23 protein-coding genes and 3 pseudogenes are annotated in these 26,346 nt (G+C 40.9%); 7 read left to right on the top strand and 19 right to left on the bottom strand.

What is annotated here, in order from left to right; all coding sequences use genetic code 11:
* Positions 1–342 (top strand): transposase (locus tag E4T71_RS03905; protein ID WP_194181234.1); only part of this gene is annotated, 342 nt, incomplete at its 5' end.
* A 3-nt stretch (positions 343–345) separates the two neighbouring features.
* On the opposite strand, the gene E4T71_RS03900 is transcribed toward E4T71_RS03905, so the two are convergent.
* Together E4T71_RS03900 and E4T71_RS03895 are read right to left on the bottom strand one after the other, a co-directional pair.
* Complete coding sequence (locus tag E4T71_RS03900) at positions 346–450, bottom strand: putative holin-like toxin (protein ID WP_135037103.1); 105 nt, start codon at positions 448–450, stop codon at positions 346–348.
* Between the two features lie 303 nt (positions 451–753).
* Positions 754–1,644 (bottom strand): DUF6287 domain-containing protein, encoded by an 891-nt coding sequence (locus E4T71_RS03895; protein ID WP_135037100.1) that lies wholly within the window; start codon positions 1,642–1,644, stop codon positions 754–756.
* 249 nt (positions 1,645–1,893) lie between these two features.
* On the opposite strand from E4T71_RS03895, the gene E4T71_RS03890 reads away from it, so the two are divergent.
* Together E4T71_RS03890 and E4T71_RS03885 are read left to right on the top strand one after the other, a co-directional pair.
* On the top strand, positions 1,894–2,430 hold the full coding sequence (locus E4T71_RS03890; RefSeq protein ID WP_135037097.1) for a hypothetical protein: 537 nt from the start codon (positions 1,894–1,896) through the stop codon (positions 2,428–2,430).
* A 335-nt stretch (positions 2,431–2,765) separates the two neighbouring features.
* Positions 2,766–3,434, top strand: coding sequence for an MIP/aquaporin family protein (locus E4T71_RS03885; protein ID WP_135037094.1), 669 nt, complete (start codon positions 2,766–2,768; stop codon positions 3,432–3,434).
* A 91-nt stretch (positions 3,435–3,525) separates the two neighbouring features.
* Here the strand turns inward: E4T71_RS03885 and E4T71_RS03880 are convergent, their stop codons facing one another.
* From E4T71_RS03880 to lacC, 7 genes are all read right to left on the bottom strand, one after another.
* Positions 3,526–4,371, bottom strand: a complete 846-nt coding sequence (locus E4T71_RS03880; protein ID WP_135037091.1) for a patatin family protein — start codon at positions 4,369–4,371, stop codon at positions 3,526–3,528.
* Between the two features lie 250 nt (positions 4,372–4,621).
* Positions 4,622–6,028, bottom strand: coding sequence for a 6-phospho-beta-galactosidase (gene lacG / locus E4T71_RS03875; RefSeq protein ID WP_135037088.1), 1,407 nt, complete (start codon positions 6,026–6,028; stop codon positions 4,622–4,624).
* Between the two features lie 12 nt (positions 6,029–6,040).
* Entirely contained in the window at positions 6,041–7,681 is a 1,641-nt protein-coding gene (locus E4T71_RS03870) for a lactose-specific PTS transporter subunit EIIC (protein ID WP_135037085.1), read from the bottom strand.
* A 3-nt stretch (positions 7,682–7,684) separates the two neighbouring features.
* Positions 7,685–7,996 carry a PTS lactose transporter subunit IIA gene (lacF, locus tag E4T71_RS03865; RefSeq protein WP_135037082.1) on the bottom strand — a complete coding sequence of 104 codons (312 nt, stop codon included), beginning with the start codon at positions 7,994–7,996 and terminating at the stop codon, positions 7,685–7,687.
* A gap of 16 nt (positions 7,997–8,012) precedes the next feature.
* Complete coding sequence (locus tag E4T71_RS03860) at positions 8,013–8,846, bottom strand: PRD domain-containing protein (protein ID WP_135037079.1); 834 nt, start codon at positions 8,844–8,846, stop codon at positions 8,013–8,015.
* A 302-nt stretch (positions 8,847–9,148) separates the two neighbouring features.
* Positions 9,149–10,093 (bottom strand): tagatose-bisphosphate aldolase, encoded by a 945-nt coding sequence (lacD, locus tag E4T71_RS03855; RefSeq protein ID WP_135037076.1) that lies wholly within the window; start codon positions 10,091–10,093, stop codon positions 9,149–9,151.
* A 1-nt stretch (position 10,094) separates the two neighbouring features.
* The gene (lacC, locus tag E4T71_RS03850; protein WP_135037073.1) at positions 10,095–11,027 is read right to left on the bottom strand and encodes a tagatose-6-phosphate kinase; all 933 of its coding nucleotides are present in this window, start codon (positions 11,025–11,027) and stop codon (positions 10,095–10,097) included.
* A 646-nt stretch (positions 11,028–11,673) separates the two neighbouring features.
* On the opposite strand from lacC, the gene E4T71_RS03845 reads away from it, so the two are divergent.
* Positions 11,674–12,526, top strand: a protein-coding gene (locus E4T71_RS03845) for an IS630 family transposase (protein ID WP_135037070.1) whose coding sequence is annotated in 2 segments (ribosomal slippage) — positions 11,674–11,981 and positions 11,980–12,526 — 855 coding nt in all. Because the reading frame shifts where the segments join, the coding sequence is not laid out codon by codon here.
* A gap of 426 nt (positions 12,527–12,952) precedes the next feature.
* On the opposite strand, the pseudogene E4T71_RS10200 reads toward E4T71_RS03845, so the two are convergent.
* The 6 genes and pseudogenes from E4T71_RS10200 to E4T71_RS03815 all read right to left on the bottom strand — a co-directional run.
* Positions 12,953–13,051, bottom strand: a pseudogene (locus E4T71_RS10200) (type I restriction-modification system subunit M N-terminal domain-containing protein); the annotation flags it as partial.
* Between the two features lie 55 nt (positions 13,052–13,106).
* Positions 13,107–13,667, bottom strand: a pseudogene (locus E4T71_RS03835) (restriction endonuclease subunit S); the annotation flags it as partial.
* A gap of 22 nt (positions 13,668–13,689) precedes the next feature.
* Positions 13,690–15,306 carry a type I restriction-modification system subunit M gene (locus E4T71_RS03830; RefSeq protein WP_135037067.1) on the bottom strand — a complete coding sequence of 539 codons (1,617 nt, stop codon included), beginning with the start codon at positions 15,304–15,306 and terminating at the stop codon, positions 13,690–13,692.
* Between the two features lie 36 nt (positions 15,307–15,342).
* Positions 15,343–16,614, bottom strand: coding sequence for a restriction endonuclease subunit S (locus E4T71_RS03825; RefSeq protein WP_135037064.1), 1,272 nt, complete (start codon positions 16,612–16,614; stop codon positions 15,343–15,345).
* Between the two features lie 32 nt (positions 16,615–16,646).
* Complete coding sequence (locus E4T71_RS03820; protein ID WP_135037061.1) at positions 16,647–19,718, bottom strand: type I restriction endonuclease subunit R; 3,072 nt, start codon at positions 19,716–19,718, stop codon at positions 16,647–16,649.
* Complete coding sequence (locus tag E4T71_RS03815; protein WP_135037058.1) at positions 19,705–20,277, bottom strand: hypothetical protein; 573 nt, start codon at positions 20,275–20,277, stop codon at positions 19,705–19,707. Before E4T71_RS03815 ends, E4T71_RS03820 begins: the two co-directional genes overlap by 14 nt.
* A gap of 153 nt (positions 20,278–20,430) precedes the next feature.
* Between E4T71_RS03815 and E4T71_RS03810 the strand changes: the two are divergent.
* Positions 20,431–20,928: pseudogene (locus E4T71_RS03810) on the top strand (restriction endonuclease subunit S); the annotation flags it as partial.
* Here E4T71_RS03810 and E4T71_RS03805 read toward each other — a convergent pair.
* The 3 genes from E4T71_RS03805 to E4T71_RS03795 all read right to left on the bottom strand — a co-directional run bounded on the left by E4T71_RS03805 (position 20,900) and on the right by E4T71_RS03795 (position 24,458).
* Positions 20,900–21,826 carry a site-specific integrase gene (locus E4T71_RS03805; RefSeq protein WP_135037055.1) on the bottom strand — a complete coding sequence of 309 codons (927 nt, stop codon included), beginning with the start codon at positions 21,824–21,826 and terminating at the stop codon, positions 20,900–20,902. The pseudogene E4T71_RS03810 and the gene E4T71_RS03805 sit on opposite strands and share 29 nt — an antisense overlap.
* Before the next feature lie 551 nt (positions 21,827–22,377).
* Complete coding sequence (locus E4T71_RS03800) at positions 22,378–23,568, bottom strand: ABC transporter permease (RefSeq protein ID WP_135037052.1); 1,191 nt, start codon at positions 23,566–23,568, stop codon at positions 22,378–22,380.
* Positions 23,565–24,458, bottom strand: a complete 894-nt coding sequence (locus E4T71_RS03795; RefSeq protein ID WP_135037049.1) for an ABC transporter ATP-binding protein — start codon at positions 24,456–24,458, stop codon at positions 23,565–23,567. Before E4T71_RS03795 ends, E4T71_RS03800 begins: the two co-directional genes overlap by 4 nt.
* A gap of 129 nt (positions 24,459–24,587) precedes the next feature.
* Between E4T71_RS03795 and E4T71_RS03790 the strand changes: the two genes are divergently transcribed.
* Positions 24,588–25,748, top strand: a complete 1,161-nt coding sequence (locus E4T71_RS03790; protein WP_135037046.1) for a carbohydrate-binding domain-containing protein — start codon at positions 24,588–24,590, stop codon at positions 25,746–25,748.
* Positions 25,749–25,968: 220 nt separating this feature from the next.
* On the opposite strand, the gene E4T71_RS10465 is transcribed toward E4T71_RS03790, so the two are convergent.
* A complete protein-coding gene (locus E4T71_RS10465) occupies positions 25,969–26,103 on the bottom strand; it encodes a hypothetical protein (RefSeq protein WP_265588433.1) in 135 nt (44 codons plus the stop codon).
* A gap of 29 nt (positions 26,104–26,132) precedes the next feature.
* Here E4T71_RS10465 and E4T71_RS03785 point away from each other — a divergent pair.
* On the top strand, positions 26,133–26,346 hold a 214-nt coding region (locus E4T71_RS03785; RefSeq protein WP_135034965.1), incomplete at its 3' end, for a helix-turn-helix domain-containing protein.

Here is a 26,346-nt window from a genome sequence, read left to right as displayed (position 1 = left end):
TGTAATACGGCTTGGATGAATGAATTTTTACGACAACTGTCAGAAGCTTACCCTAACGACTATATTATTTTGGTGATGGATAATGCGGTTTGGCATAAATCACAGACATTGGATATTCCTAGCAATATTGAATTTACATTTATTCCACCTTATACACCAGAGATGAATCCGATTGAACAAGTTTGGGCAGAGATTCGGAAATTAGGATTTAAGAACAAAGCATTTAAATCATTGAATGACGTCATTGATCAGTTGCAAGAAGTTATCCAAAGCTTATCAACTACTCGCTTACGATCGATTGTCCATAGAGAATGGATATCTGCTAATTTTGATTCTGAATGAGTATTATTTTTTGTCCTTATCTTTGAAGATTTTATAGCACAAACCAATCAAAGCAATGGTAAAGGTACCAAAGCCCAAAATGGTTTGTACCACTTCAAAAGCGGTCAAAAGAAAGCTCCCTCCTTTCCGTCAGATTTTGATGAAATACCCAGTAGGGAGAGTCTATCCCCAGACTCTCCCTACACCTCTCTTCGGTTTCATAAGCCACCGTCTCTACTTTTCTACTTACTACCATTATACACAGGACAATAGCCTCCTATCTATAATAAACTGGAGGGTATCAACTAAAATAAAGACGATTGAAAAAAGCTCTAGCAAATCCAAAATGATTAGAACAGCTAGAGCTTTTTGTATTATTTTTTGTGAGACGGAGACTATTTTTAATGCTCCATCCTTTCTATCAAATTCTTCTTACTGTTTGTATAGAATGTTAAAGGATCCAAGTCTAGAGCCTTCTAAATCTTCCATGAGAATGATACGGTCACGGTCAGATATTGGGTTCAAACCTGCGATTCCTTTAGGTAGGAATCCCTCTCCCTTAGGTACAAATAAAACATTCATAGATTTGCCAACATGGCTTCGATTGCTTGAAAAAGCAGCTATAACATCGCCAGTTTCAACAAGTTGACTACCTGAAAACTCCCTTGAACTATTTAGATAACCAGTCCTATCCATCATTCCATCAGAACTGATTTCCACACTACTATTCTTATTATATTCATTCGTCCACTTCCCCGCTACAGAAGAATAATCACCTTTTAGGATTTCCTCCAAGTTCATCTCAGACAAACCTGAATCTGTATAGGGTGCATCAAAGATTTTGGTTTGATAAGACACAATCTTAAAAGTATCGCCTGATTTCATGACATTCCAGTCACGCTCTCCATATACATAGTTTATCCCTCCTGATGAAGTACGTACTTCCCTTGTGAAATAAGTCCGAAACTGTATTTGATTCCCTTGTACACGGACATTTTTCACAGGTGTTCCCGTGGTAAAGAAATTTGTATAGGCTGGATCCATGACCTCATCAATCGCATTTAGATAGTTTTGATTACTTGGAGAGTCAAAATAGCCTTTGATTTTGTCGTATTTAGGACGTACAGACTCATCAACCTCCACTAAGTAGAGTTGAATAAAAGAATTTAATTCTTTTTCCAATTCATCAGATACTAAATCCGACGCATAAACTGGCTCACCTACCCAAATAGGGTTCTCAAACTCTACAGAAGTCAGATGAGAAACTGATGTAGCTGTCAAAGTTAGTACAGAAACAAATAAAATTCTTAACTTCTTTTTCATGGTTACCTACCTTCATTTTTTCTTTTTCATATATTATACTAGCACAACAGAACGGAGATACCTTGGATTTCAGTCAATATCTTGGACAGTTTTTGATAGAATTTTGTACATTCTAGGCGCCCCGTGGTTGCCGATCCTCCTTTTTCTAGTTAGTATCTTTCAGAAACTAACTAGGAAAAGAGGATATGGACTAAGCTTTTAGTTTTTCATGTTTCTCTGCTATACTACTAAACACAAGGAGGTTGTAACATGTTTTTATTTGCCTTTCCGGGTATGGGGAAGACAACTTTGGCTAAGAAATACAACACTGTGGTGGATTTGGAATTGTCTAATATCAAATATGACAATTCCAGCGTAATCCATCTGACTCGTGAAGAACGGAAGTCGACCAAGCGCCCCATTAAGGATAAGAATTACAAGAAAACCTATATTTCTATGGCTTATACCCTTCATGAAAAAGGAAACATCGTCCTAGTTGCTTTAAATTTACTGTTTCCTTTCCTAAAAGAGTTTTGGAGACAAGGCGTATTTCCATTTCATATCTTCGTACCACACCCTTCCCTAAAATCCGAGTATCGTCAGCGTTATCTAAACCGAGGAAATAACCACCGTTTCATTTTTGAAGTCATGACTATTTGGTACCCAACGCTCGTTCCACTTTGGCTTCTATCCAAAATTTTTCCAAAATGGATTACTGTGACAGGTCCCAGAGAAACCTTGGAAAACTACGAAATTCAAAATTTCCACCAAACAGAATCTCGGAACAAAAAATTAATCTTAGAATAAGGCTAAAATCTATACGAGAGCCCAGATTATTCCTTATTCCGTTGTCTATAATGTAACCATAGTCTGTGGATAGACTATGGCTACTCCTCACTCTCAGTCTTTAAAAGTCACCATCTCTACTTTATTCACTTCATACAGATTAGACACCCCTTGAGTGACAATCGTAAATTTAAGAATATCTTTACCCCACAACTCTATAATAAGCAGGAATCCTCAGCATGTCTCCCCTGGCCATATTTTCAAGAATCTCTCAAGATACAATTTTCAAGAAATTCCCAAGCGGATTTCTTGAAAATTTTTAGGAAACATTCTATGATTGAGCACGGAGGTTTAATATGTCTAAAAAATTCTTTGCCGAGTTAATCGGTACTTTTATGTTAGTCTTTATTGGAACTGGTGCTGTTGTCTTTGGAAATGGTCTTGAGGGAATCGGCCATCTGGGGATTGCCCTTGCTTTTGGTCTTTCCATCGTCGCTGCAGCCTATAGTATTGGAACGATTTCAGGTGCACACCTAAATCCAGCTGTATCTTTGGCTATGTTCGTCAATAAACGTATGAACGCTCAAGACTTCTTGACTTATGTTGTTGCACAAGTTGTTGGAGCCCTTCTTGCTTCTACTACTTTGAACTTCTTCCTTGCAAGTTCTGGTCAAGCTATCACTAGCTTGGGAGAGAATGGGTTTACAACCGTTTCTGCAATGGGAGCCTTCCTCTTTGAGGTTATCGCTACTTTCCTTTTTGTACTTGTGATTCTTACCGTAACCTCTGCAAGCAAAGGAAACGGAAAAATTGCTGGTCTTGTCATTGGCTTGACCTTAACTACACTGATTCTACTTGGTCTAAACGTTACTGGTCTTTCAGTAAACCCAGCTCGTAGCCTTGCCCCTGCTCTCTTGCTAGGTGGTACAGCTCTTAGCCAGGTTTGGGTCTTCATTTTGGCTCCACTTATTGGTGGTTTCCTAGCTGCCTTAGTTGGTCAAAACTTGCTTGAGACTGAGAAATAACACAATTAGCATCTTTCTTCTTTTGAAAAATCAAGAGAAGGAGGTGCTTTTTTCATTTATAAAAACGGACGGCTTTCATGGCCGTCCGTTTTTATACTGTGGCTAAATAATGTTTCAACTCCATTAGTTTCCTCTGACTATCTTGAAAACCAAGGGTGTAAACAGCTTCGAGCTTCTCCGGGTCTCTCTCTAAACGCCGCACAGCCAAAGACTGTTCTGGGCGAATCACATAGATCTCGCCAGCTTCCTCCATACGAATAATCTTTTCCACCGTATCATTGTAATACTGGTAGCGTTTGGAAGCTACTTCCACAAACTTCGGATACTCCTTATAAAAGAGACGGTAAAGCCGTCCACTTGAGGCTTTTTTCCGATAATCCAAAGGCTGGGTCAAAATAACAATAAGTTTATCAAAGCCCAAGCTTTTAGCAAAATCCACTGGAATTGAATCTGTCAGTCCTCCATCCAAGTACTTCTTCCCATCAATTTCAACAATTTGTGAAATCAAAGGCAAGGCTGAGCTAGCTCGGAGATACTCCATTTGGTCAAACACATGATCAATTTTAGGATATTCTGCCTGGCCGGTTTCCAGATTGGTCACCGTCACATAAAAAGGCACACCCGATTGCGCAAAAGCTTCCTGATCAAAAATATCTAGCTCCATCGGAATTTTATAATAGGCCATCTCCCGATTAACCATATTTCCCGTTTTCAACCAGGACAACAGACTAATGTAATTTTTATCTCTGATAAAGCGTTTATTATAGCGAAGAGCCCTTCCCCTTTGACCCGAAAGAAAATTCACCCCAAAAAGAGCGCCGGCAGAAACACTAACCAAACCATCTACCTTAATTCCGACATCCAAGAAGGCATCTAACACACCAGCCGTGTAAAGCCCGCGCATCCCACCGCCTTCCAGAACTAGACCAACCTTCATAAAAGCCTCCTTATTTCTGTTTTTATTAGTGTAACAGAAAATGTATGAAAAAGAACGGTAAAAAGTTTCACGAGGAACACTTCATTCAAAATTCAATGTACAAACTCCGTCTACTATATAGGAACCGACGGACTCCAATGTCTTATCATAGATTGTCAGAATATTAACCTCTAGCTCCTAGTCTCCTTCACCCTTATGATTCAAAAAAGCAGAAGTTCTTCTCTCTAACCTTCGAACTTCTGCTTTTGTTTTAGTCTATCCATCTATCCTCAGATAATTTTTGATACCAGTAGGCACTTTGTTTAGGATAGCGTTTCTGAGTTTCAAAGTCTACATAGAAAAGACCATAGCGTTTCTCATAACCATTAGACCAAGAAAAGACGTCCATTAAAGACCAGAGGAAATAGCCTTCAACCTGAGCACCATCCTTGATAGCATCTACAAGGGCGGCTAAATGTTGGCGGATATAGTCAATCCGATAGGCATCCTGAACAGTATTCTGCACGAATTTGTCTTTGTAGCCCAAGCCATTTTCAGTGATGTAGATTTTTTTATAATTTGGATAATTCTTCGTCACGCGCATAATCTGATCATAAAGTCCCTTTGGATAGATAATCCAATCCCAATCGGTTTTGGGGATCGATGCCGGTGCTAAGCGACGACCAACTCCCCGAATCTGGTAGGAAGAGGTTCCTTTTTCGCCTGTGCCATTATGAATAATTTCTGTTTCTCCATCATAAGCCTGCATCCAATCACTCATATAGTAATTAATTCCAAGGAAATCATTTAAATCCTTAGCTGCTTCTAGAGCTTCAAAATCAGCCGGACGGAGATCCAATTGTCCACCGTGAATTTTCAGTAGTTCCTGCACTCCAACCCAGGTCTCAGAAGAATAATGACCCAAATAAGTCGCATCCAAAATAAATTGATTATGAATGATATCTTCCAGTTCGGCGGCTCGGATGTCGGCGGGACTACTTGGATCATAGGGGTATTTAGTAGGCAGAGCATGAACCACACCAATCTGTCCTGCATAACCTGCTTGCTTATAAAGTAGGACTGCTCTAGCGTGAGCAACCATCATATTATGGTGAGATTGGAACACCTTAGCGAGGTCATACTGGATACCAGGTGGAAATTTTCCATTCAAATATTGCCCATCCCCAATCGGTCCAATTTCATTAAAAGTAGTCCAATAAGCGACTTCTGAAAATTCTTGAAAGCAAAAATCTGCATAATTTACAAAATGATCAATGGTTTCTCGATTCAAGAAATCACCCGCACTATGTAAAACTTCTGGAGTATCGAAATGATGCAATGTTACAAAAGGCTCCACTCCATGCCGACGACATTCCTTAAACAAACGATGATAAAATTCTACACCTTTCGTATTCAACTCTCCGTAGCCCTGAGGAAAAATACGCGACCACGCAATCGAAATCCGAATGGCCTGAATTCCAAATTCCTTGCACAAAGCCAAGTCAACAGGGTATTTGTGATAAAAATCAGAAGCTGGATCCGCTTTAAACCAATAATTATCCGCTAAAAATTGGTCCCAAGCCACTGCTCCCTTACCATCCACACACGTCGCTCCCTCAGCTTGGTAAGCTGCTGTCGCTCCTCCCAAGATAAAATCGGGTGGCAACTGTCTCCTCATAAAATACCTCCCTTACTGCAACTGCTTCCGGACAAAGTCCAAAGCTCCTTGTCCATCTCTAGTCAACTTAATATACTCAGCTCCTTCGGTCTTAGCCAAGCGGATTCCTAATGCATCGGTTTCCTGCTTGATATCCTCGTAATTTGAAGCTACCTGCGGTGCTAATATCACCAAATCATACTCCGGTAAAATATCCCGGTGAGCCCCATAGCTGCCCGCTGCTGCTGCTACAGGCACTCCATATTCTTGAGCTGCCTTGGTGAGTGCATTGGCCAAAAGACCACTGGTTCCACCCCCTGCACAAAGAACCAAAACATTGGTTTCCTCGGTCACTTCTACTTGAATTGATTTTTCTTCCTTTTGGTTCAAAATGGACTCTGGCTGCCCCGCTGCCTCCTCTGCTAAAATCTGTTGGTCATAGACCTTCAGGAAAGGATAGTAAAGGGCTGTATCCACTACGACCAAAAGAAGCGCCAGCAAAAAGGCTAGGGGAGCAAAGTTCGTTCCCATAATAATTCCCAGTGGACCAGGGGTTGTCCAAGGCAGGTTAACACTGAAGGAATTCATTTTGAGACTGTCCACAAAAAATTTAAAGATCCAGACATTCACAATTGGAGCCAAAACAAAGGGAAGGAAAAAGACAGGATTGAGCACGATTGGAGCACCAAATAAAATCGGTTCGTTAACCCCAAAGAAGGTCGGGATTACCGACGCACGACCGATAGCCCGATTCCGCTTAGACTTGGTAAGCCACATAAACATAAATGGAACTACCAAGGTCGCTCCCGTACCGCCCATGGTTACAATAAACATCTGAGTTCCTGAAGTCAAAACCTTGTCCGCATGTTGGCCAGCCTGCAGGAGTTGAAAGTTAGCTTCTACATTGGCATATGTAATAGCGGCAATAGCGGGTTCTACAATGGAAGGACCATGAATCCCGACAAACCAAAACAGGGCATAAGCTCCAAAGATTAAGGTAACCCCTAGATAACCTGCTGCTGCTGTAAATAACGGTTCAAAAGCTTTCAAAATCGCAGCGGCTACACTGGTCCCAACCATCTGGCGACTCATAAGATCTAAACCATAGAGGACAAAAATAGAAGCCGCATAAGGGAAAATATCCTTAAAAGCTTGGGAAACATTCGGAGGAACTTCTTGTGGCATAGGGATGGTTACATGATGTTTCACACAGACTCGGTAAAGATTAACGGTTATAAAAGCGGCTAAAAATGCCGTCAACAAGCCCTTCGTACCCATATAACCATTGGCGAAACCTCCATCCAAACTATCTGCCGCTAAAAGCAAGAAGCCAGAAATCGAAGCCATCATGGTTGATAGAAAATTAATTTGATTCGTTTTCGGCAAATCCCGGTTAAAAGCATCCGTCAACGATTTTGCTGTCGTTCCAGCAACCAGCATCGCCACAATTCCCATCGTATAGCCATAGGGTTTCATAATGGCTGCCACCATCTCCTCAGACCAAGTAAATCCAAAGATATTCGGAACAAAAGCGACTAATAAAAAAATACTAGAGAAAAGAATAACTGGCATGGCAGCAATAAAACCATCCCGAATAGCTCTTAAATAGGGATTCCGAGAAACCTTCTCAAAGAAAGGCTTTCCTTTTTCAATCCACGCAATCAAGTGATTCATACCTTACCCCCTCTTATACAACGCAATCAGATGTTTCATCAAATCCTTCAATAACAAAGTTGTCATCAGATGATCCTGCCCATGCATCAAGGTCACACTATAAGCCAAACTATCCCCTGCGGCCTCTTTTTGCAAAAGGCTAGTTTGAGCTTGATGGGCTTGCACAATGCACTCACTAGCTTCTTCCACTAATGTCTCCGCCCGCTCATAGTCACCACTTTGCGCCGCATTCAAAGCCTCTAAAAGACGAGAACGTGCATCTCCCGCATAAGCTACAATTTCAAATCCTAACAAAGTACTTTCTTCACGATTCATCACTCAACCTCCTCTTTTACAATAATCGTTGAATATGTAAAACCAAGTAAAACCGTTCCGTGTTCGGAATTGTTTGCCCCATCACCTCTTGAATCAAGGTAAAAATCTGGCTTCCAATTTCATAAGCCTTGGGATTACTCTGGCGAAGCGATCTATCTAATTCCTCTAAAGCCAAATGCCCTTCCTCCTCCCTCCCTAGATTACTAAGGAAATATGAAAGATGAAGCATAAAACGGTCATAAAAATTGCCATTGCGACTTTGCCTACGAATCCCATATTCTTGCAAAACCTTTTCTACCTTTTCCATAAGAAGCTTACTTAATTCCTGCTCCTGTTGACGATCCGGTAGGGTTTCACCCTTGGCATTTATGAGATGAAGGGCAATCCTCCCTACTTCGTCCTGGGGAAAATCCTCCGACAGCTTTTGGCGAAAAAGCAAGAAGGCTTCCTCAGCCATTTGGTATTCAACAGGGTATTGATTGGACATATCCGGTAGGCGACTTTCTTGATAGGCTCCCTTTAAAATCGCTTGATAAGAACAACGCATATGATCGGTAAGGGTCACATACAAATATTCCTGAACCGGATAGTCGTAATGTTCCACCAAGTAGTTGATAACCGAATAGCTAACGGTAATAAAATCCAAAGGGATATCCCGAAGCAGGGTTAGGAAATTTTCCTTAGCTTCTTCATTGTGGAGAGAAAAAACTGTCTCTACCTTTTCAGAACCGAGAAGATCTCCTTTTCTTTTTTGAAAGGCAATCCCCAATCCCATGACGACAGCCTGCTCTCCCCTTTCATTTTTAACCAAAGCCGCATTATTATTCAGACTCTGTAGGACGCGATACATAATTCCTCCTTTCTAATTTCAGAAAAAGAAAAAGACTACAAACAAACCGAGAACCCCTGTCCTCTGATTCATCTGTAGTCTTGCCTAATCGAATTAGTTACAATCCACCCTATTCATGCTATTAAGTTCATTATAGCATATTACTCAGGATTATGTAAACCCTTTCTTTTTATGTCCATCACATTTCAAGATGAGGGAAAATTACGAACAATGGTCGTTTACTTCGCAAATTCTATCCTGCGCACTGCTTCTTCATGATTGGTTTAAAATGTTACGAACATCTGATTTTACGTTAGCTTGACCTACACTGGTGTAGCCGTTTCAGCTAATACACGATTCAGACCTTCCAGATTTTCCCGGCCAACTGTCTGTAACCAAGTACGCGCAGCCTCTTCTCCTTCTTGCACATAGACAGGAACCACTCCAGCCCAGGTAGCTCGACCACATAGAACACCATTAAAATGGGCACCTGCTTCTGCTGCGAACACCAGAGTGTCCTGGAAAAGTTTGGCAGATACACCTGCACTGAGGTAAATATACGGTAAATCCGTTGCGGCATCTTGCTCACGAAAATATGCAGCCGCTTCTTCCCTACTATAGGCTACTTCCCCTGTCGCAAAGCCCTCCACAAAATTCATATTGACCGGCACCTCTACCTTGAGAACGACTACGCCAAATCGTGAATCTGAGAACACCTCCATCGCTTGATTCACCTTATGCGGCTTAATCCGAGCATACTCCAGACTCGTGGTATCTGCCAACTGCTCATCATAAGACACAATTTCCAAAAAGAATGGAAGCCCCTCAGCTCTGCATTCTGAACCCAAACGTTCCACATAGGCCTGTTTCTGTTGATTCACCTGTGGATCCCCATCAACATCATAATAAAGCAAGAATTTCACAGCATCCGCTCCCGCTTCCTTGAGCCGCAAAACAGACCAATCTTCTAAACAATCCGGCAGGCGACTCGTAGAAGTCGTATCATAACCCGTTTTTTCATAAGCCAACAAAAGACCCGCAGACTCCACCCGTACCTGAGCTGCTGGCAAACCAAATTCCGGATCCAGTAGAATGGACGATGCATAAGGTGTCAACTCCTCAGATACTAAACGCTTCAACGTTTCCATTTGCTGTGCAGTCGGCTCCGCCTCCTGATGTTGAGCCAGCATCTTCTTTAAAGCTCCCCGTTGGTCAAAAGCCAAGGCTGAAATCAAACCAGCCTCAGTGGTCAATTTTTTCAATCCCATCTCACACCTCTTCCACTTCAATCTGCTCAAGTAAATCTGTAGCCTTGTCCAAATTCACAAAGCCTGTCGCTTCCTCTTGTGCATTCAACATTCCCAAGAGATTCCCGCGTTTCAGCATTTCTCCATCCTCTAAACCATGTAACAAACCAGAAGCTAGACCTGCCACCGTCGCATCCCCTGACCCAACAGGATTCACAACAGAAATCTTCGGAATTTTCACCCGATAATAACGATCCCCATGTTTGGCAAAAGCGCCTTCGGCGCCAAGAGAAACTACAATCCAGTCAATCCCAGAAAAACGATCCCCAGCTAAAATAGCTTTCAAATCATCAAGGTCCGAATGAACCTCATGCCCCACCAACTGCGTCAACTCATCCAAATTGGGTTTAATGAGACTAGGGCGGTAAGAACTATCCAAAACAGCCTCCAAAGAAGCTCCCGAGGTATCCAAAATCACACCAACCCCTGCCTCTTGACATAGCTGAATGAGAGATACATAGTAGTCCACTGACAAACCTCTCGGCAAACTATCCGAAAAAACCACCCAATCCGCCTGATCTAGGAGTACCTTAAAGTGCTCTTTAAAAGCCTTGGATTCCTCCTCCAAAATTTCAGGCCCCTGCTCCAAAATCTCTGTCTGCTGACCTTGGTGCAAAATTGCTACACAATTACGTGTTTCCCCTGCAATCTCTTGAAAAGAATGAGCAATCCCTTGTCGGTCTAATTCTTGAGCTAAGACCTGTCCCAAGCCCCCTCCAAGAAAACCCGTCGAAAGCACTGGATCACCGAACTGCTTCAAAACACGAGTCACATTTAAGCCCTTACCACCCGCTGTCTTTCGAACATCCTGCACCCGATTGACAGCATCCACATGTAAAGTATCTAACTGGTAAACCACATCTATCGATGGGTTGAGTGTCACTGTAATAATCATCCTTCTCTCCTCATCCTTCTAAACCCCATAAGCCTCTCCTCCAAGAAACCTATTATGATTCGCCTACTATCCAGTTCCCTCCTTTTTGTTTACATTCTACACCTAAAAACAACATAAATCAACATATTTTGTTTGATTTATCGTTTAAAAACCAAACATTCAATCATACGGATCAAATTTTTTAGAAAATCAGCCCACTCATCGCATATCTGACGCAACCGATTACACTCGAAATACCATTCGCGAAAACATGTAAAAAAACCACTCCTTGTTAAGTCTCTCCCCATAATACCATTGGCAGACTTTGATTTTTTGCTAAAATAAAAATATGTAGTAAACGTTAGGAGCAATGAGGAACTAAAACTGGTGGTCATTCACTACATGAATTACCACAAATTAAATCAAAATAAAAAGAATCGAATCCTACACAATGCAGAATCCCATCCTTCCATAATTCTTTGCCAAATCTTGAGAGGTTAATTCAAATAATGGATAATACCAAGTTCTCCAATAATATGTATTAATAATCTTGATTAAATATAATATTCCTAATGGAAATATTTTAGTTTTAAAAGTCAGATAAAAAATTACTAATAAATCATACTAAGATGAAACAAAATCCGTACATTTATGATAGAATATCTTTATGGCTTATTCAATAGATTTCCGTAAAAAAGTTCTCAGCTATTGTGACAAAACAGGTAATATTTCTGAAGCCGCTGAGATTTTCCAAATTTCGCGCAACACCATTTATGAATGGATAAAACTCCAAAAGAAAACAGGCGATCTTCACCATCAGGTGAAAGGGACGAAACCAAGAAAAGTTGATAGAGATAAACTAAAAGCCTATCTTGAAGCTCATCCTGATGCCTATTTGACTGAAATAGCTTCTGAATTTGATTGTCATCCAACAGCTATTCATTACGCTCTTAAAGCTATGGGATATACTCGAAAAAAAGAGCTGTACTTACCATGAACAAGACCCTGAAAAAGTAGCACTGTTCCTTAAAGAATTTACTAATTTAAAACATCTGACTCCTGTTTATATTGATGAGACAGGATTTGAAACATATTTTTATCGAGAATATGGTCGTTCCATGAAAGGTCAGTTGATAGAAGGTAAGGTTTCTGGAAGAAGATATCAACGAATATCTTTAGTTGCAGGTCTCACAAATGGTGAGATTATAGCTCCGATGACATATGAAGACACTATGACAAGTGACTTTTTCGAAGCATGGTTTCAACAGTTCTTATTACCCTCTTTAGATACACCTTCTGTTATTATTATGGACAAGGCAAGATTCCATAGGATGAGTAGTATAAAATCCTTATGTGAGGAGCAGGGACATAAACTTTTACCTCTCCCTCCATACTCACCTGAGTACAATCCCATCGAAAAAATATGGGCTCACATCAAAAAGCATCTCAGAAAAGTATTGCCAAGTTACGATACTTTTCTTGAAGCTCTTTTGTCCCATTCTAGTTTCACTCGATTATAAAAAACAAACTCGTCCGATTGAGAAAAGCCAACAAAACCTCTATCCCCATCCACAAATCAAGATAGAAGCCCCCTTACCTCCTCCCTGCCTCAAGCCAAGACAAAATCCGACCATACAACCAGTCGAATATTAGAAAAAGAACTTGAATGGCGATAATAATCATAGCTACATTATTGGCAACTCCTCAGACATCCCTAAAGAGCGCGTGATGCCAAAATTATATCCCCATTAAAAAGAGCCAAATAAAGCATCGTAAACACTAATAGGAGAGCAACTGTGAAAATCGCCCCTGTTCGTAATTTATTTTTTAATTCCACAAAACTATTCCTTTGCTTTAATATTTCCAACTCAAAAAAGTCATGAATTTCTTTTAAAAGGATATCACATTTACAGCACTTAGATTATTACTGCTAACTAGTACAACGGGTAGGATTTATACTCATTCTCATCCATCTTCCCACGAAGAATATCCGCCGCATTCCATAAGGTTTGATAGAGTGTTTTTGAATTACTTTCTACTGATATCTTATTTCCTTCACTATTCTATAAACTAAATCTACAAGAAACCATCCACTCAATAAAACATCAACTTCAAAAGGGTTTGTTTTTGCATGTTCAACAAGTCCAACTTACGCTGTTGAAGGGTGATGAGGTAATCGAGAGTGGAGAAAAAGGAGCCGATGGATTGTTGTTCGGATATCTGTGGAAATAGTAATGGGGCTTCAGTCATTTGTTTTCTGGAGACCTCTACAAATGTTGAGCCTGCACCAACCTTTTCTGCGTAATGTTTTAATTCCTTCGTTCTAGAATAAATAAAATAGCTATCTAGCTTACCAAATATTGGTACAATCGATTGAAATCCTTGATTAGTTGTACCTTCTATTTTGAGAATAGCAGTGTTACCGATACCAGCTCTAGAAGTAAATAAAACTGTACCGATAGGTAAAAGTTTTGCAGAACTTTTTTCTAATCCTAGCTTAGTAATCCTTCTTTTACTGCTTTTTACATATATCGATTCACCAATCTCTGCAGGTGCATACCAATTTATTTCACCATCCCAATATTCAGGATTTTGTGTACTAGGGGTACCCCCTCCAATAATTTCTGATAATTCCCCTAACTTTCGCTGTTCCCAAGAATCATCCTCTGTTTTAAATAGCTAGTTATTTCATCAGATCGATGAATTCTTGTAAGTCTTTTTGGAGTTCTTCTGACGTACCAACTAGTTGGTTTACCATACTAAAGAATTCTGTTGAAGTTTTTGAAATTTCTTGGCGTACTTCTTGGAGTTCTTTAGCTAAGTCTGGTAATGCAGTGACTTCTTCTTCCTCAAATGTATCTACATATCGTGGGATATTGAGATTGTAATCATTTTCTTGAATTTCTTCTAGACTTGCTAGGTGAGCGTATTTGTCTACGTCTACTCTATTACGGTAGGTTTCGACAATTTTTTCGATATTTTCTGATGTGAGTGTGTTTTTATTTTTACTCTTTTCGAATTCTCGTGACGCATCGATGAAGAGAACGTCTTTTCGTTCACCACGCGCTTGGCGACCCTTGAAGACTAAGATACATGTAGGGATAGATGTTCCATAAAAGAGGTTGGCTGGGAGGCCAATTACCGCGTCTAGTAGGTTTTCGTCGACTAGATTTTTTCTGATTTTTCTTTCTGCGGCACCACGGAAGAGGACACCATGAGGGAGGACAATGGCCATAGTTCCAGCTCGATCCAAATGATAGAGTCCGTGAAGTACGAAGGCATAATCTGCTTTAGAAGCTGGGGCAATACCAAATCCTTTGAAGCGAGGGTCCTTGTCTCGATTGATATCTTTGATATTCCATGATTGTGAATAAGGTGGGTTTGCGACAACGGCATCGAAATGTTGAGGAACTTCAATACCACCTTCTTCTCTAATCGGCCATGGTAACTCCAAAGTATCTGCACATCTTAAGTCCATGTTTTTGTAGCTGACTCCATGCATCATTAGGTTCATACGCGCCAGATTATAAGTGGTTCGATTCATTTCTTGGCCGCAGAACCGAACACTTCCTTCCTTGTCGCCATCTGGAAATTCCTTTTGGACAGTTAGGAGAAGGGAGCCTGACCCCATAGTTGGGTCATATACACGGAACTGGTCTGAGGTAACTTTTTTGTCCATTGTAACCAATTTTGCAAGGATCTGGCTTACCTCATGAGGTGTATAGAACTCTCCACCTTTCTTGCCAGCATTGGCAGCGAATTGTCCAATAAGATACTCATAGACATCTCCTAAAACATCATGACCTGAATCATCTTTGAAGTCGAAGTCGTTCACTAATAGGACTAATTCATTCAATGATTTGGCACGCTCATTAGTAGTTCCTCCAAGTCGTGCATTCCCAAGGTTAACATCCGCGAAGACAGTTGCAAAGTCTGCTTCTGCCATAGGATTCCGTTTAGCATTTTCATAGAAGGATTCAAACATATCCTGGAAGTCGCTCGCCTTAATTTGATGTGTTTCAATCTTAGAAACTAAGCTATCCCAGCTGTATTCTGATAAGATAGCATATCCCAAAGAACGGCTAATTTCTTCTAAATATTCCTCTCGCTCTGCTTGATCTGTCACACTATAAAAATCTTCTAAGTGATTAACTTCTAGAAACTCTCTTTGATGTTCTGATAGGTAGCGATAGAACATAAAGGGTAAAATATAGTCCTTATATTCACTCGCATCCATTGTTCCGCGAAGTTTATTCGCCATTTCCCAGAGTTTTGATGTGATTTCATTTGTAGTTGCCATATTATTTCTCCTTCGTTTTATAAAATTTCGTAATGTTTATGGAAATAGCTTTTTCAACCATGTCTTTTTCATTGCTTTCAGTATTTCTAATTCACGCTGTTGAAGGGTGATGAGGTGTTCGAGACATTTAAAGAAAGACCCTAAAAACACCTGTTCTTCATGGATTGGTAAACTAAAAATAACTTCGCTAATTTCCCCTAAGTTAATTTTTTTAGGAAAGGCAATGTGTAGTGTTCGCCGCCACAATTCACTCTGTACCTTAGGACTTTCGATAGTTTTAGCAAGAAAATCTGACATGATATTTTGGGGTTTAAGTAACGCCAAAGTAACATAATAAGCTAAAGGTTCAGTACTTTCAATAACTCTTGGAGTACCAATATTACCAATCCTGGTCATTAATACATCTCCTTTGTTTGCCCTTTTTTTAGTGTATTCTTTGTTATACGCCTCTAAGCTAATATACTTCTCTGTTTGCAGATTCTCAATATTTTCTACGCTGACAAATTTCACACCTGATTCAGTATATTGCGGTGTTTGATGTGTACCATCAAATATTTCGACAACATCCCCTAATTTCCGCTGTTCCCAAGGGTCATTAAATCCTTGAAAACGATATTCAGGGAAACTTTTGCCATTTTTCGGAAACAGCTTTGAAAGCAGCGTTTTCTTTATACTTTTTAAAGAATTCAACTCACGCTGTTGAAGGGTGATGAGGTGTTCGAGACATTTAAAGAAAGACCCTAAAAACACCTGTTCTTCATGGATTGGTAAACTAAAAATAACTTCGCTAATTTCCCCTAAGTTAATTTTTTTAGGAAAGGCAATGTGTAGTGTTCGCCGCCACAATTCACTCTGTACCTTAGGACTTTCGATAGTTTTAGCAAGAAAATCTGACATGATATTTTGGGGTTTAAGTAACGCCAAAGTAACATAATAAGCTAAAGGTTCAGTACTTTCAATAACTCTTGGAGTACCAATATTACCAATCCTGGTCATTAATACATCTCCTTTGTTTGCCCTTTTTTTAGTGTATTCTTTGTTATACGCCTCTAAGCTAATATACTTCTCTGTTTGCAGATTCTCAATATTTTCTACGCTGACAAATTTCACACCTGATTCAGTATATTGCGGTGTTTGATGTGTACCATCAAATATTTCGACAACATCCCCTAATTTCCGCTGTTCCCAAGGGTCGGTGAAACCACAAAAGCGAATCTCTGGTTGCTTTTCTTTCTCGTTCATTTTACTTTCCTTCACAATAACTGTACTAGCTAGTTTTATAAACAAACTAGTCTTCTCTTTTTCCATCGATTATCTTTCCTAACTACAAATGAGCAAGTTTAATCGAATTTTTTAATATCGTCCGCTAGTTTATATAGAGCCTCACGAACTGATCTGCGGTAGCGAATCCAGGTTAGTTCTTGAACTTCTGAAGCCGCTATTTCTGGATAATCAGTACGAGCATCTGTCATGATTTGGGTGAGTTCTCCTTTATTGTCTAGGTCATCTTTCCCAATTCTGTGTTTTTGTATTAGTTTAGCTAAGTCTTTAGGTGAGATAGTATTATCTAAGCCCCAGTGGCGAACAAACGCTACTATTTTTCGCATACTTGTATCTGTGCGAGCTTGACTCATGGCCTGATTCATTTGCTCGACATTTCTTGGTGCTGGATAGCTAGCAAATTTGTATTCCCCGATTAGAATTTGTCCGACAAAGAATTTGACTTTGGCTTTTTCATCTTCGTTATCGGATTTAGCCAACTCAGCTTGAATCTCTTGATAGGTTCCGTGGGCTTCTTCCATCTGATTGTCATGGACTTGGTCTGCCATTTGAGCAATGAGCTCTATGAGGTAATCATAATTAATTGTTACTTCATGGATATGCACCATTTCCAAATCAATTTGTGAAACATCTACTCCTTCGCGTTTAGCCATGCGTTCTTTGAGCTCTCCTGCCAATACAGTCGTTAGGACAATTTCTTGATCAGGGGTTATGCCAATTCGCTCGTAGAAGCTGTCTGGATCCTCATAAGCTGAAACTGGATTTCCTTCATCGTCTTCGGTATACTGCTTCAATGTATTTAGAGTTCGATTGTATTGCTGGAGTTCTTCATAAACTTCAACCTGTTCTCGCTCGCTATCTGGAAGTTTTATATAATTGTCTGTAAGCTTCCCTAAGCGTTCCACAATACCTTGCATTTCTTCTTCAACTTCGCTGAAAGGCTTGGCTAAAATACCAGAATCTTGATTTTCTTTCTTCAAATTGCCTAGGTCTAGCTCAATGTCTTCGTTGGCTGATTCCCGATTGGAGTACTCGTAGAAAGCCTTGTTCATCTCCATTTCATTTTGGACAGGCCAGCGGTAATTGACAACGTTTCCATATGGCTTATCTACTATATTCTGCATCCGATTGGTACGAGAATATGCTTGAATGAGGTTCGCTCCTTTTAGGGTACGGTCAATGTACAAGGTGTTCAATTTTGGCGCATCAAAGCCGGTCAAAAACTGATCCACAACGATAACCAAGTCTAGATACTTACCATCTTCAGTTGAGCGATTCAATCGTCCGGCAACATCTTCTGTATATTCTTTTGTCGTAGTCATATCCCAGCTAGTCCCAAACATCTTGTTATAGTGTTGGATAGCACGGTGAAGATTTTCATTTATCTCAATTTGATTGTCGTTGTTAGAAGTACTTATAGAGAAGCTAACCGCAATCTTTAAACGCTCGTCTTCTGGCAACTGTTCGTTCAATTTGTTAAAAGTGTCAAAATATTCCATGACACGAGGGCTTGAGATTTCTCTACCGCCTACGTGAACGGTCATTAGGGCATTATACATGCCATTGTTCGAGCGAGATTTCCAGTTTTCAAAAATGTCTTTTGCCACTAGTTCAACGTGCTGAGAGCTGGTATCGTAAACACTCCCCATAATCATGTCATCTATTTCCTGCTCACTGGCATTTTCGGGCGCAGGAATGGTATTTTTAAATTCTACATTGAATCCGAGAACATTCCTGTCAGCTATGGCTTCTTTGATTGTGTAGGCATGCAATAAATCACCAAAAATTCGGCGTGTTACTGGGAATCGAGGAGTCCCTGTATAACCAACCCAAGCAGCTGTTGGGAGGGCACGACGAATCCTCTCTAGCATCCCGTCTGACTCACCATCACCTGTTGAGCGATGGGCTTCGTCAACGATGAATAATATGTTCTGTTCTATATTTTTAAAGCTCTCACTGGTCACGTAGCGATGCATTTTTTGGATGCTGGTTACAATGATATTCTTATCACTAGCTGTAGTTAGTTGACGGTGGAGGTCGCTGGTTTTAGCTGTATCCGCAATAACGCCTGTCTTACCTGCAAATCCTGCAATGGGATCATAAGCTCGATAGGAATCTACAGTTTGGTTTGTAAGAGCTACACGGTCCACAAGAAAGATAACCTTATTCACATTAGGGAGATGGCTAGTTAGCCAAGCTGTCTTAAAGCTGGTAATGGTTTTTCCACTTCCTGTTGTATGCCAGATATATCCTAGATTACCGTCTCCTGATTTAAAATTGTGCTGTCTAGCCTTTTCTAAGACACGTTTCGTAGCATATACTTGGTAGGGTCTCATGACCTTAATGCTTTGGCGGCTACGAGTTCCATCCAAAATCATGTAGCGAGTGGCTAACTCATGCGCCATAGGAATGGATAGTACTTTATCCGCAAATGTTTTCCAATCACGAACGGGCTTAGCGTCTTCTTCATTTTGCCAATTAAAAGCAAAGGCACGATTGAACATCTCTCTTGTGCTATTGGCCATGTAACGGATTTCATACGGGGTCATTGCTATCAGAACTTGGAGGGTTGAGTAAATACCGCTGTATTGTTTTTCAGCTATGTACTGCTCCATCTGATTGAGAGCCTCTTTTGCTGCATGCATGGCTTTCTTCAATTCAATTTGAATGATGGGGAGACCATTAATTAAAAGTGTCACATCGAAGCGACGTGGTTGCTTTCCATCAACCACCTTAGGTCGGCTGATTTGATTCACAATCTGGTAAACTGTATTGCCAGCACCAACTTGAGACTGGTCAAAGACCGTTAGGTAAATGTGATCACCGTTATCCATGTCCACTTCTATTTCAGAAACACCATTCATTCCGTATAGAAATTGGCCGGCTTGGTATGGAGTTTCAAGGTTATTGATAACCTTACGTACTTGAGCAAACTCTGCCTCAGACAAGGACTCCTTCAGACGGGACTGATTATTTTGCTCTAAAATTGTCTTAAAGTTCTGCCATAGGCCCTCTGTGTCCTTTATATTTTCTGCATATTCCCATTGCTTTGATCCACCAATCTTTGTGAGATATTCTATGACCTCGTGTTCAAATTCTAGCTCGGAAATATTTTTCTTACTCACTTTCATCCTCCTTTATTCTATTTTCGATAGTAGCTATCATTACGTTTTCTATAGATTGGTCCAATTTATTTAGACTAGACCGAAAGGCAAGCATACTCGCATATGTTTCCCCTATCAGAGATTGCTGCCCTCTTTCTACTATAGGTATCCTGATATTTTTAAGGGCAGATAGGGGTATTTTTTGGATCAGTCCGCTTCCTTGAAGCTCTCTTTTTTTCTGACTTTGAACGTCTGAACCATAGTTAAATAGATAAGCAAAATATAGTTGATCTATCTTGTTATCAAGTATTTGAACTCTGGTAAAGTTAATCGATAACAGCTTTCCTTCATTTTCTTGGCTTACAATGGCCACCTTTTGAGATAAGTTACTCATTACTAAATCCCCAAATTTCAGTATTGGAATTTTTGAATCAGTAGTTCCTTCTTTCTTTATAGGTGGTATGTTCAAATCTTTTTCGAAATCGTATTGGCTGTAATACTCAAGTTGCGCAAGTTTATCTGTCATACGGGATTTTCCCACACCTTGACTAAATGTTACCACTTCTTCTAATTTCATGTGTTCCAAGTGAGTTCTCCTCTTTTATTTTGTAGTAATTAATTATTACAAAATAAGTATAGCAGCTGGAACCAAGATTGTCAATAATTTTACGGATTTATTTTTAATATTTTTTTATTGCAAGAAAACAGGCCGTTTTTCCTATGAAATGACTCTTGGGAACAGCGGAAGTTAGGAGAAGTATCAGAAAGATTTGATAATTTTCGTATTCCTGTATCATCTTCTCAGCGTACAGCAGGAGATGTACCATATTACGGTGCCAATGGAATTCAAGATTATGTTGATGGATATACTCATGATGGGGAATACATATTAATCGCTGAAGATGGAGCTAATGATGTAACTGATTATCCAATTCAATATGTAAATGGTAAAGTATGGGTTAATAACCATGCGCATGTCGTTCAAGGAATTACAAACATTATTGTAAATAAATTTTTACTGTTTTCTTTGAAACAAGTAAATATTGAGCCGTTTTTGGTGGGTGGCGGAAGAGCAAAATTAAATGCTGAGATTATGATGAAGTTACCAATATTTTTGACAACTTATGATGAACAACAAGCCATTGGCTACTTCTTCACCACTCTCGATTACCTCATCACCCTTCAACAGTGTAAGCCTCTAGTTTTTATCAGTTTAACCCTGAAAGCGATCTCATGACTAGATCTAGATCTTGATTTTCAAGTTCCTGAATGATGTGCAGATAGGTTTTCTGGGTAGTCGTCATACTGGCATGACCAAGTCGTCTTGCTACACTCGCAATGGATACACCTGCAAAAAGGAGGAGCGATGCGTGAGTATGTCTTAGTCCATGTAAGGTAATGATTGGAATTTTGGCTTTTTGACAACGTCGTTCTAGTAGGTGATTTACAGTTGAATTATAAATTTTTCCATGTACGAATATCGGTTCATCAGGTGGTAAGTACCTCGTTAATTCTGAAAACTGAATGACCGTTTGCCAATCCAACTGAACTTTTCGGACAGAAGAACGATTTTTAGTTGGTAAAAATCCTCCTTGTCCCTTATAGTCCCAAGTTTTATTGATGGACAAGGACTGATGTGGAAAGTCAAAATCTTGTGGTGTAATTGCTAAGGCTTCAGAGAAACGCATTCCAGTCTTAGCGATAAGCAGTATAAGCCAATCCCAGTTAATATGATCGGTTAAATCAAGATTTGTTAATAATGTATGGAGTTCAAATTGATTGAGATACTTTGGTTTCTTGGGCGATGGATTTTTCCCTTTTATAATAGCCTTTCTGGTCGGATCCCTTTCTATTAATCCTTCATCCACAGCGTCCAAAATCGCTCCTTTCAATTGATGGTGAAAATCCATTGTTGTGACACGTTCGTGCTCCAAAGCATAATCATTCAAAAGCTGTTGGTAGGTTATCCGTGTAACCTCCTGCAAAGTCAAATCAGGTGCCAACTCCTGTACCCACTTCAAAGACATTTGATACTTAGACATGGTCACATCTCGAATCGCCCCCTCCTTGTAAACTCGAATCCACTGCTTATAATACTCATGAAAAAGGTCAGTTTGTGTCATCTTGTTCAGCATTGTCTTGCCTCCTTTACTTCAATTTTAGGCTTACACTGATGAAGAACGACCAGGTTTTCATACTTCTATAGTAACGATTTTCCTTTTCAAAAAAAAGAAAAGTATGATGGAGATTAAAGCGATAATATCCATTCCCCTTTCACACCCTAAAATTTCCCCATGCTCCTTTAATCTTTATTTAACCTTTCCAGGCTATACTATTTTCAATCCTAATAAAACTTTTCTTTTTCATAATAATCTCCAAGGAAGGGCTGCCTGCTATGGGCAGTTCTTCTTTTTTACTTTTAGGCTTTCCTGCTATGGTGGGAGAGGTTCGTCGATTGGCTCCTTACTTTTCACCTCGCATGCTCACAGCGTTCACAGAGATGGCGGGTAGCATAATCTCCTGAGAAGGGGGCGGGCATGCTGTGTTTCGGTTTGTGGAAATTTTTCAATAGGGTTCAACTAAAGGGATGTGTCAAGATCAGAGAAAACAGATCCACTGTGCTAGCGGCTTTTTGTGGTCTCAGATGCAGGGAGTAAAAAAGAGGTCGGACAGAGTCCGATCTCTTTTATTTGCTGGCGAGGCCTTTTTTGAGAGATTTCCAGAGTCCGAGGTCGTCGGTTTGGAGGGCGATGCCGGAGTAGGATTTTCCGATGAGGTAGGCTAGGGTTACGGTAGCGGCTAGGAGGAGAGAGAAGGAGAGGAGGGGTTCAAGGATACCTACATAGCCATTGATCATGCGGACGGGCATGAGGAAGATGGAGAGTCCTGGGATATAGGATAGGATTTGTAAGATAATGGTGTCTTGGCCTCCTTGGCCGAAGATGAAGGTACTGAAGAAGCCGACCATAACTAAGACTGTAAGGGGTTGAACGGCCTTATTAGCATCTTCTTGGCGTACAACGAGGGCACCACAGAAGGCGGCGATGACAACATAGAAGCTCAGACCGACTAGCAAGAAAGGCAAGAAGAGCCAATTCAAATGTGCCAAGAGGGTTTGAATGAAGGGAAGAGCGGAAGCTCCAAAAGGTTGGCTCAGCAGGAAGAGATAAGCTAGGGCACCTCCCAAGGCATAGATTCCTAGGTGCGTAAAGAGAGCCAAGACCACTCCTAAAACGCGTCCGTAGAAATAGAGATCAGCTGGAATACTGGAAAAGATAATTTCTAGAATCTTAGTTCCTTTTTCCCCTGCAATTTCTTGGGCGGTGGATACTGAGTAGGTCAGGGTCATCATGTAGATGATAAAGACTAAACCAAAGATGGCCGCCATTTTAGCACCGAAGGCCATGTCTTGTCCTTCAGGGATTTCTTCTTTAAGGGTCGGTTGGCGATCCAGAATACTAGCTTGATCTGTACTTAATTGGGCATTCTGGTGGTTGAGGTCTACTTGAGCTTGGTTCAAGGCTTTTTCCACTTGTTCTTTTTTATCAAAGGCCAATCCTTCTTCCCCATGATAGGTGGCTGTAAGGAGACCTTTTTCTTCTGAGACAACCAGGTAGCCTTCAACCTCGTCCTCTTTTACTGCGGTCTTGGCCGCAGTTTCATCCGGATAGGATTTCAGGAAGTCGAGATCGGACAGGATTTGAGTTTGTCCGACCACTGCGACGGGGGTGGAGTTGGAGCCAAATTGGGAACCTAGGTAGCCACTCCCTGCGGAGAACAATAGGGTTAGAAAGGGGGCTAGGACCAAGAAAAGAAAGGCCCAGGATTTGACTTGACGGATATAGGTTTCTTTAGCGACTAGGAGTACTTGTTTCATGAGGCTTCCTCCGATTTCATTTTAAAGATCTCATCAATACTTGGAGCTTGTTGGTCAAAGGTAGTGAGGTAGCGACCTTGGCTAATACGGTCAAAGAGTTCAGGACCGGCCTCTTCACTATCCAGGATTAGACGCCATTTGCCTTGCTTGGTATCCTCAACAGAGAGAACATGGGGAAGAGTAGCCAATTGCTCCTTATCCAAGTCTTGAGAAACAAAGAGACGGGTGCGACCAAACTGAAGGCGAACACTTTGGATGTCACCGTTGAGAGCAATGGTGCCATCTTTGATCATGATTAATTGATCACAGAGTTCTTCCACATTGGTCATAACATGATCTGAGAAGATAATCGTCGCTCCACGCTCCTTTTCTGCTAGAATTACTTCCTTGAGAAGTCCAGTATTGACAGGATCCAGACCAGAGAAAGGCTCATCCAGAATAATCAATTGGGGCTGATGAATTAAGGTCACAATCAGCTGGATCTTCTGCTGATTCCCTTTAGACAGACTTTTAATTTTGTCATTCATGCGGCCTTTGACCTGTAGTTTTTTCATCCAGATGGGCAGGCGTTCTGCCACTTCTTGTCTACTCATCCCCTTGAGGCTAGCTAGGTAACTAACCTGCTCCAGTACAGTCCGCTTCGGCATGAGGCTGCGCTCTTCAGGAAGGTAGCCGATTTGCGAGTAGCGTTCCTTGGTTAGGGGATTGCCATCCAAGAGAATCTGCCCCTCATAGGTCAGAAAGTTGAGTATGGAATGGAAGAGTGTCGTCTTGCCAGCTCCATTTTTCCCGACCAAACCACAGATCGTTCCAGATGGAATGCTGAAGCTGAGATCCTTGAGGACTTCCTTATTCCCGTAAGCTTTGGACATATGCGATACTTGCAACATAAGTTTCCCTCCTTTTTCTTATATTATACTCTTATTTTTCCTTTTAGGCTTTTTTAAGATAAATTTAAAAGAATTTTTAGCTTTTATTTTTATACTTATTTAAAACTAAAAAGAAAAGAAGTACCTCGTATGAAGAAAAAACCAATCCTAACCGCTACTCTTGGTTTCCTAACCCTAGCGAGCTTAGCGGCTTGCAGTCTCCAAAATAACCAAACCCAGTCTACAGCAGGTCAAGTGGTTCAACAGAGCCTCCCAACTCCTTCGATTGATTGGGACAGCCTCGCCAGTAAAGAAATAACACTAGACGAGAAAGGCTTAACCATTACAGAAGCCGGCACCTATGTTCTCAAGGGAAATACCAGCGCAGGAGTGACCGTTAATACTTCTGGCAATGTCCGCCTCATCCTAGCTGGTGCAGCAATTTCCTCCTCTGATGGCCCAGCCATCAATATAGAGGAAGCCGGAACTGTCCAATTGGAACTTCAAGATGGAACAGAGAACAAGGTCAGCGATTCAAACACCCACAGCAATGAGGACCTGGAAGGAGCTATCCATGCCAAAGCTGATCTCATCGTGACCGGATCTGGAAACCTAACCGTTGAAGCCAACTACCAGGACGGAATCGTCTCGACTGACAATCTCTACCTTGAAAACGGGAATATCCAAGTTACCGCTATCGACGATGGCATCCGCGGCCGAGACAGTGTCACCATTAATGGGGGAAATATCAGCGTCAACGCCCAAGGCGACGGCATTAAAGCCAATAACGATGAAGACACCAGCAAGGGGAACGTCACCATCAGCGGCGGGGACATCTCCGTATCCGCTGGCGATGATGGTATCAAGGCTGAATCTAGCCTGGTCATCAACGATGGAAACATTTCTGTCCTACAAAGTGCCGAAGGGTTAGAAGGAACCAACATCACCATCAACGGTGGAACAGTTGACGTCTACGCAACCGACGATGGCATCAACGCAGCTAGTGATATCACCGGTGTCGACATCTTTATCAAAGTCACCGGCGGTAACATCAAAGTCGAAGTCGGCCCAGGCGACACCGACGCCTTCGATTCTAATGGTAACCTTGAAATCAGTGGCGGGACCATCGATATAACCGCCCAATCCGCCTTTGACTTCGACGGTAGTGTCAGCTTCACCGGCGGAACCGTAACAGTCAACGGTGAAAAACAGACTGAAATTGTCCAAACCGGACCTGGCAGCCCCGGTGGCATGGGAATGCAAGGTACTATGCCACCAGGCGGAGGCCAAGCTCCTACTAACCGTGGATAATCGATTGCTAAACAGAGGTTGGGCAACAACGAACAATTTCTCGTTTCACTTGAAGTTTGAATAGATAAAAAAGAGGCTGGGTAAAAACTAAAAATCTCTCGGCTCGCTTAAAATTTGAATCGATAAAAATAGCTTAGAACCAACGTTTTTAATGACGTAATTCTAAGCTGTTTTCTATTTCTAAGACTTTTGCCCAGTCTCTTTCTAGTTCGAAGACTTTTTATACTAATTCAGAATCAAAATTAGCAGATATCCATTCTCTACGGACAATAGATTGTAATTGACTAGTTGATAGATTTTGAATGACTTCTTGAAGCTGATCAATGACATCATCCAATGTTTTAATACTTAACAAAAAACAAAAATAGCTGTATACTATAAGGTATGAAAGTCGAACTAAATGAATATCAAATTAGCGAATTGAAGCAAGCCCTGAAAGATAAAAAGAATGCACAGCACCATAGGAAAATTCAAGCTCTCATTCTCTACTCTGAATGTCAGAATTTAACAGCAGTAGCTAAATCAGTAGGTTTTGTTCATCAAACTGTACGAAACTTATTGAACCGTTATCTAGAAGGAGGTTTAGAGGCACTCCTTA

Source organism: Streptococcus sp. WM07 (assembly GCF_004570525.1).
Classification (GTDB): domain Bacteria; phylum Bacillota; class Bacilli; order Lactobacillales; family Streptococcaceae; genus Streptococcus.
The sequence above is the reverse complement of the archived record's forward strand: the minus strand, read 5'-3'. Positions and strand labels throughout refer to the sequence as shown.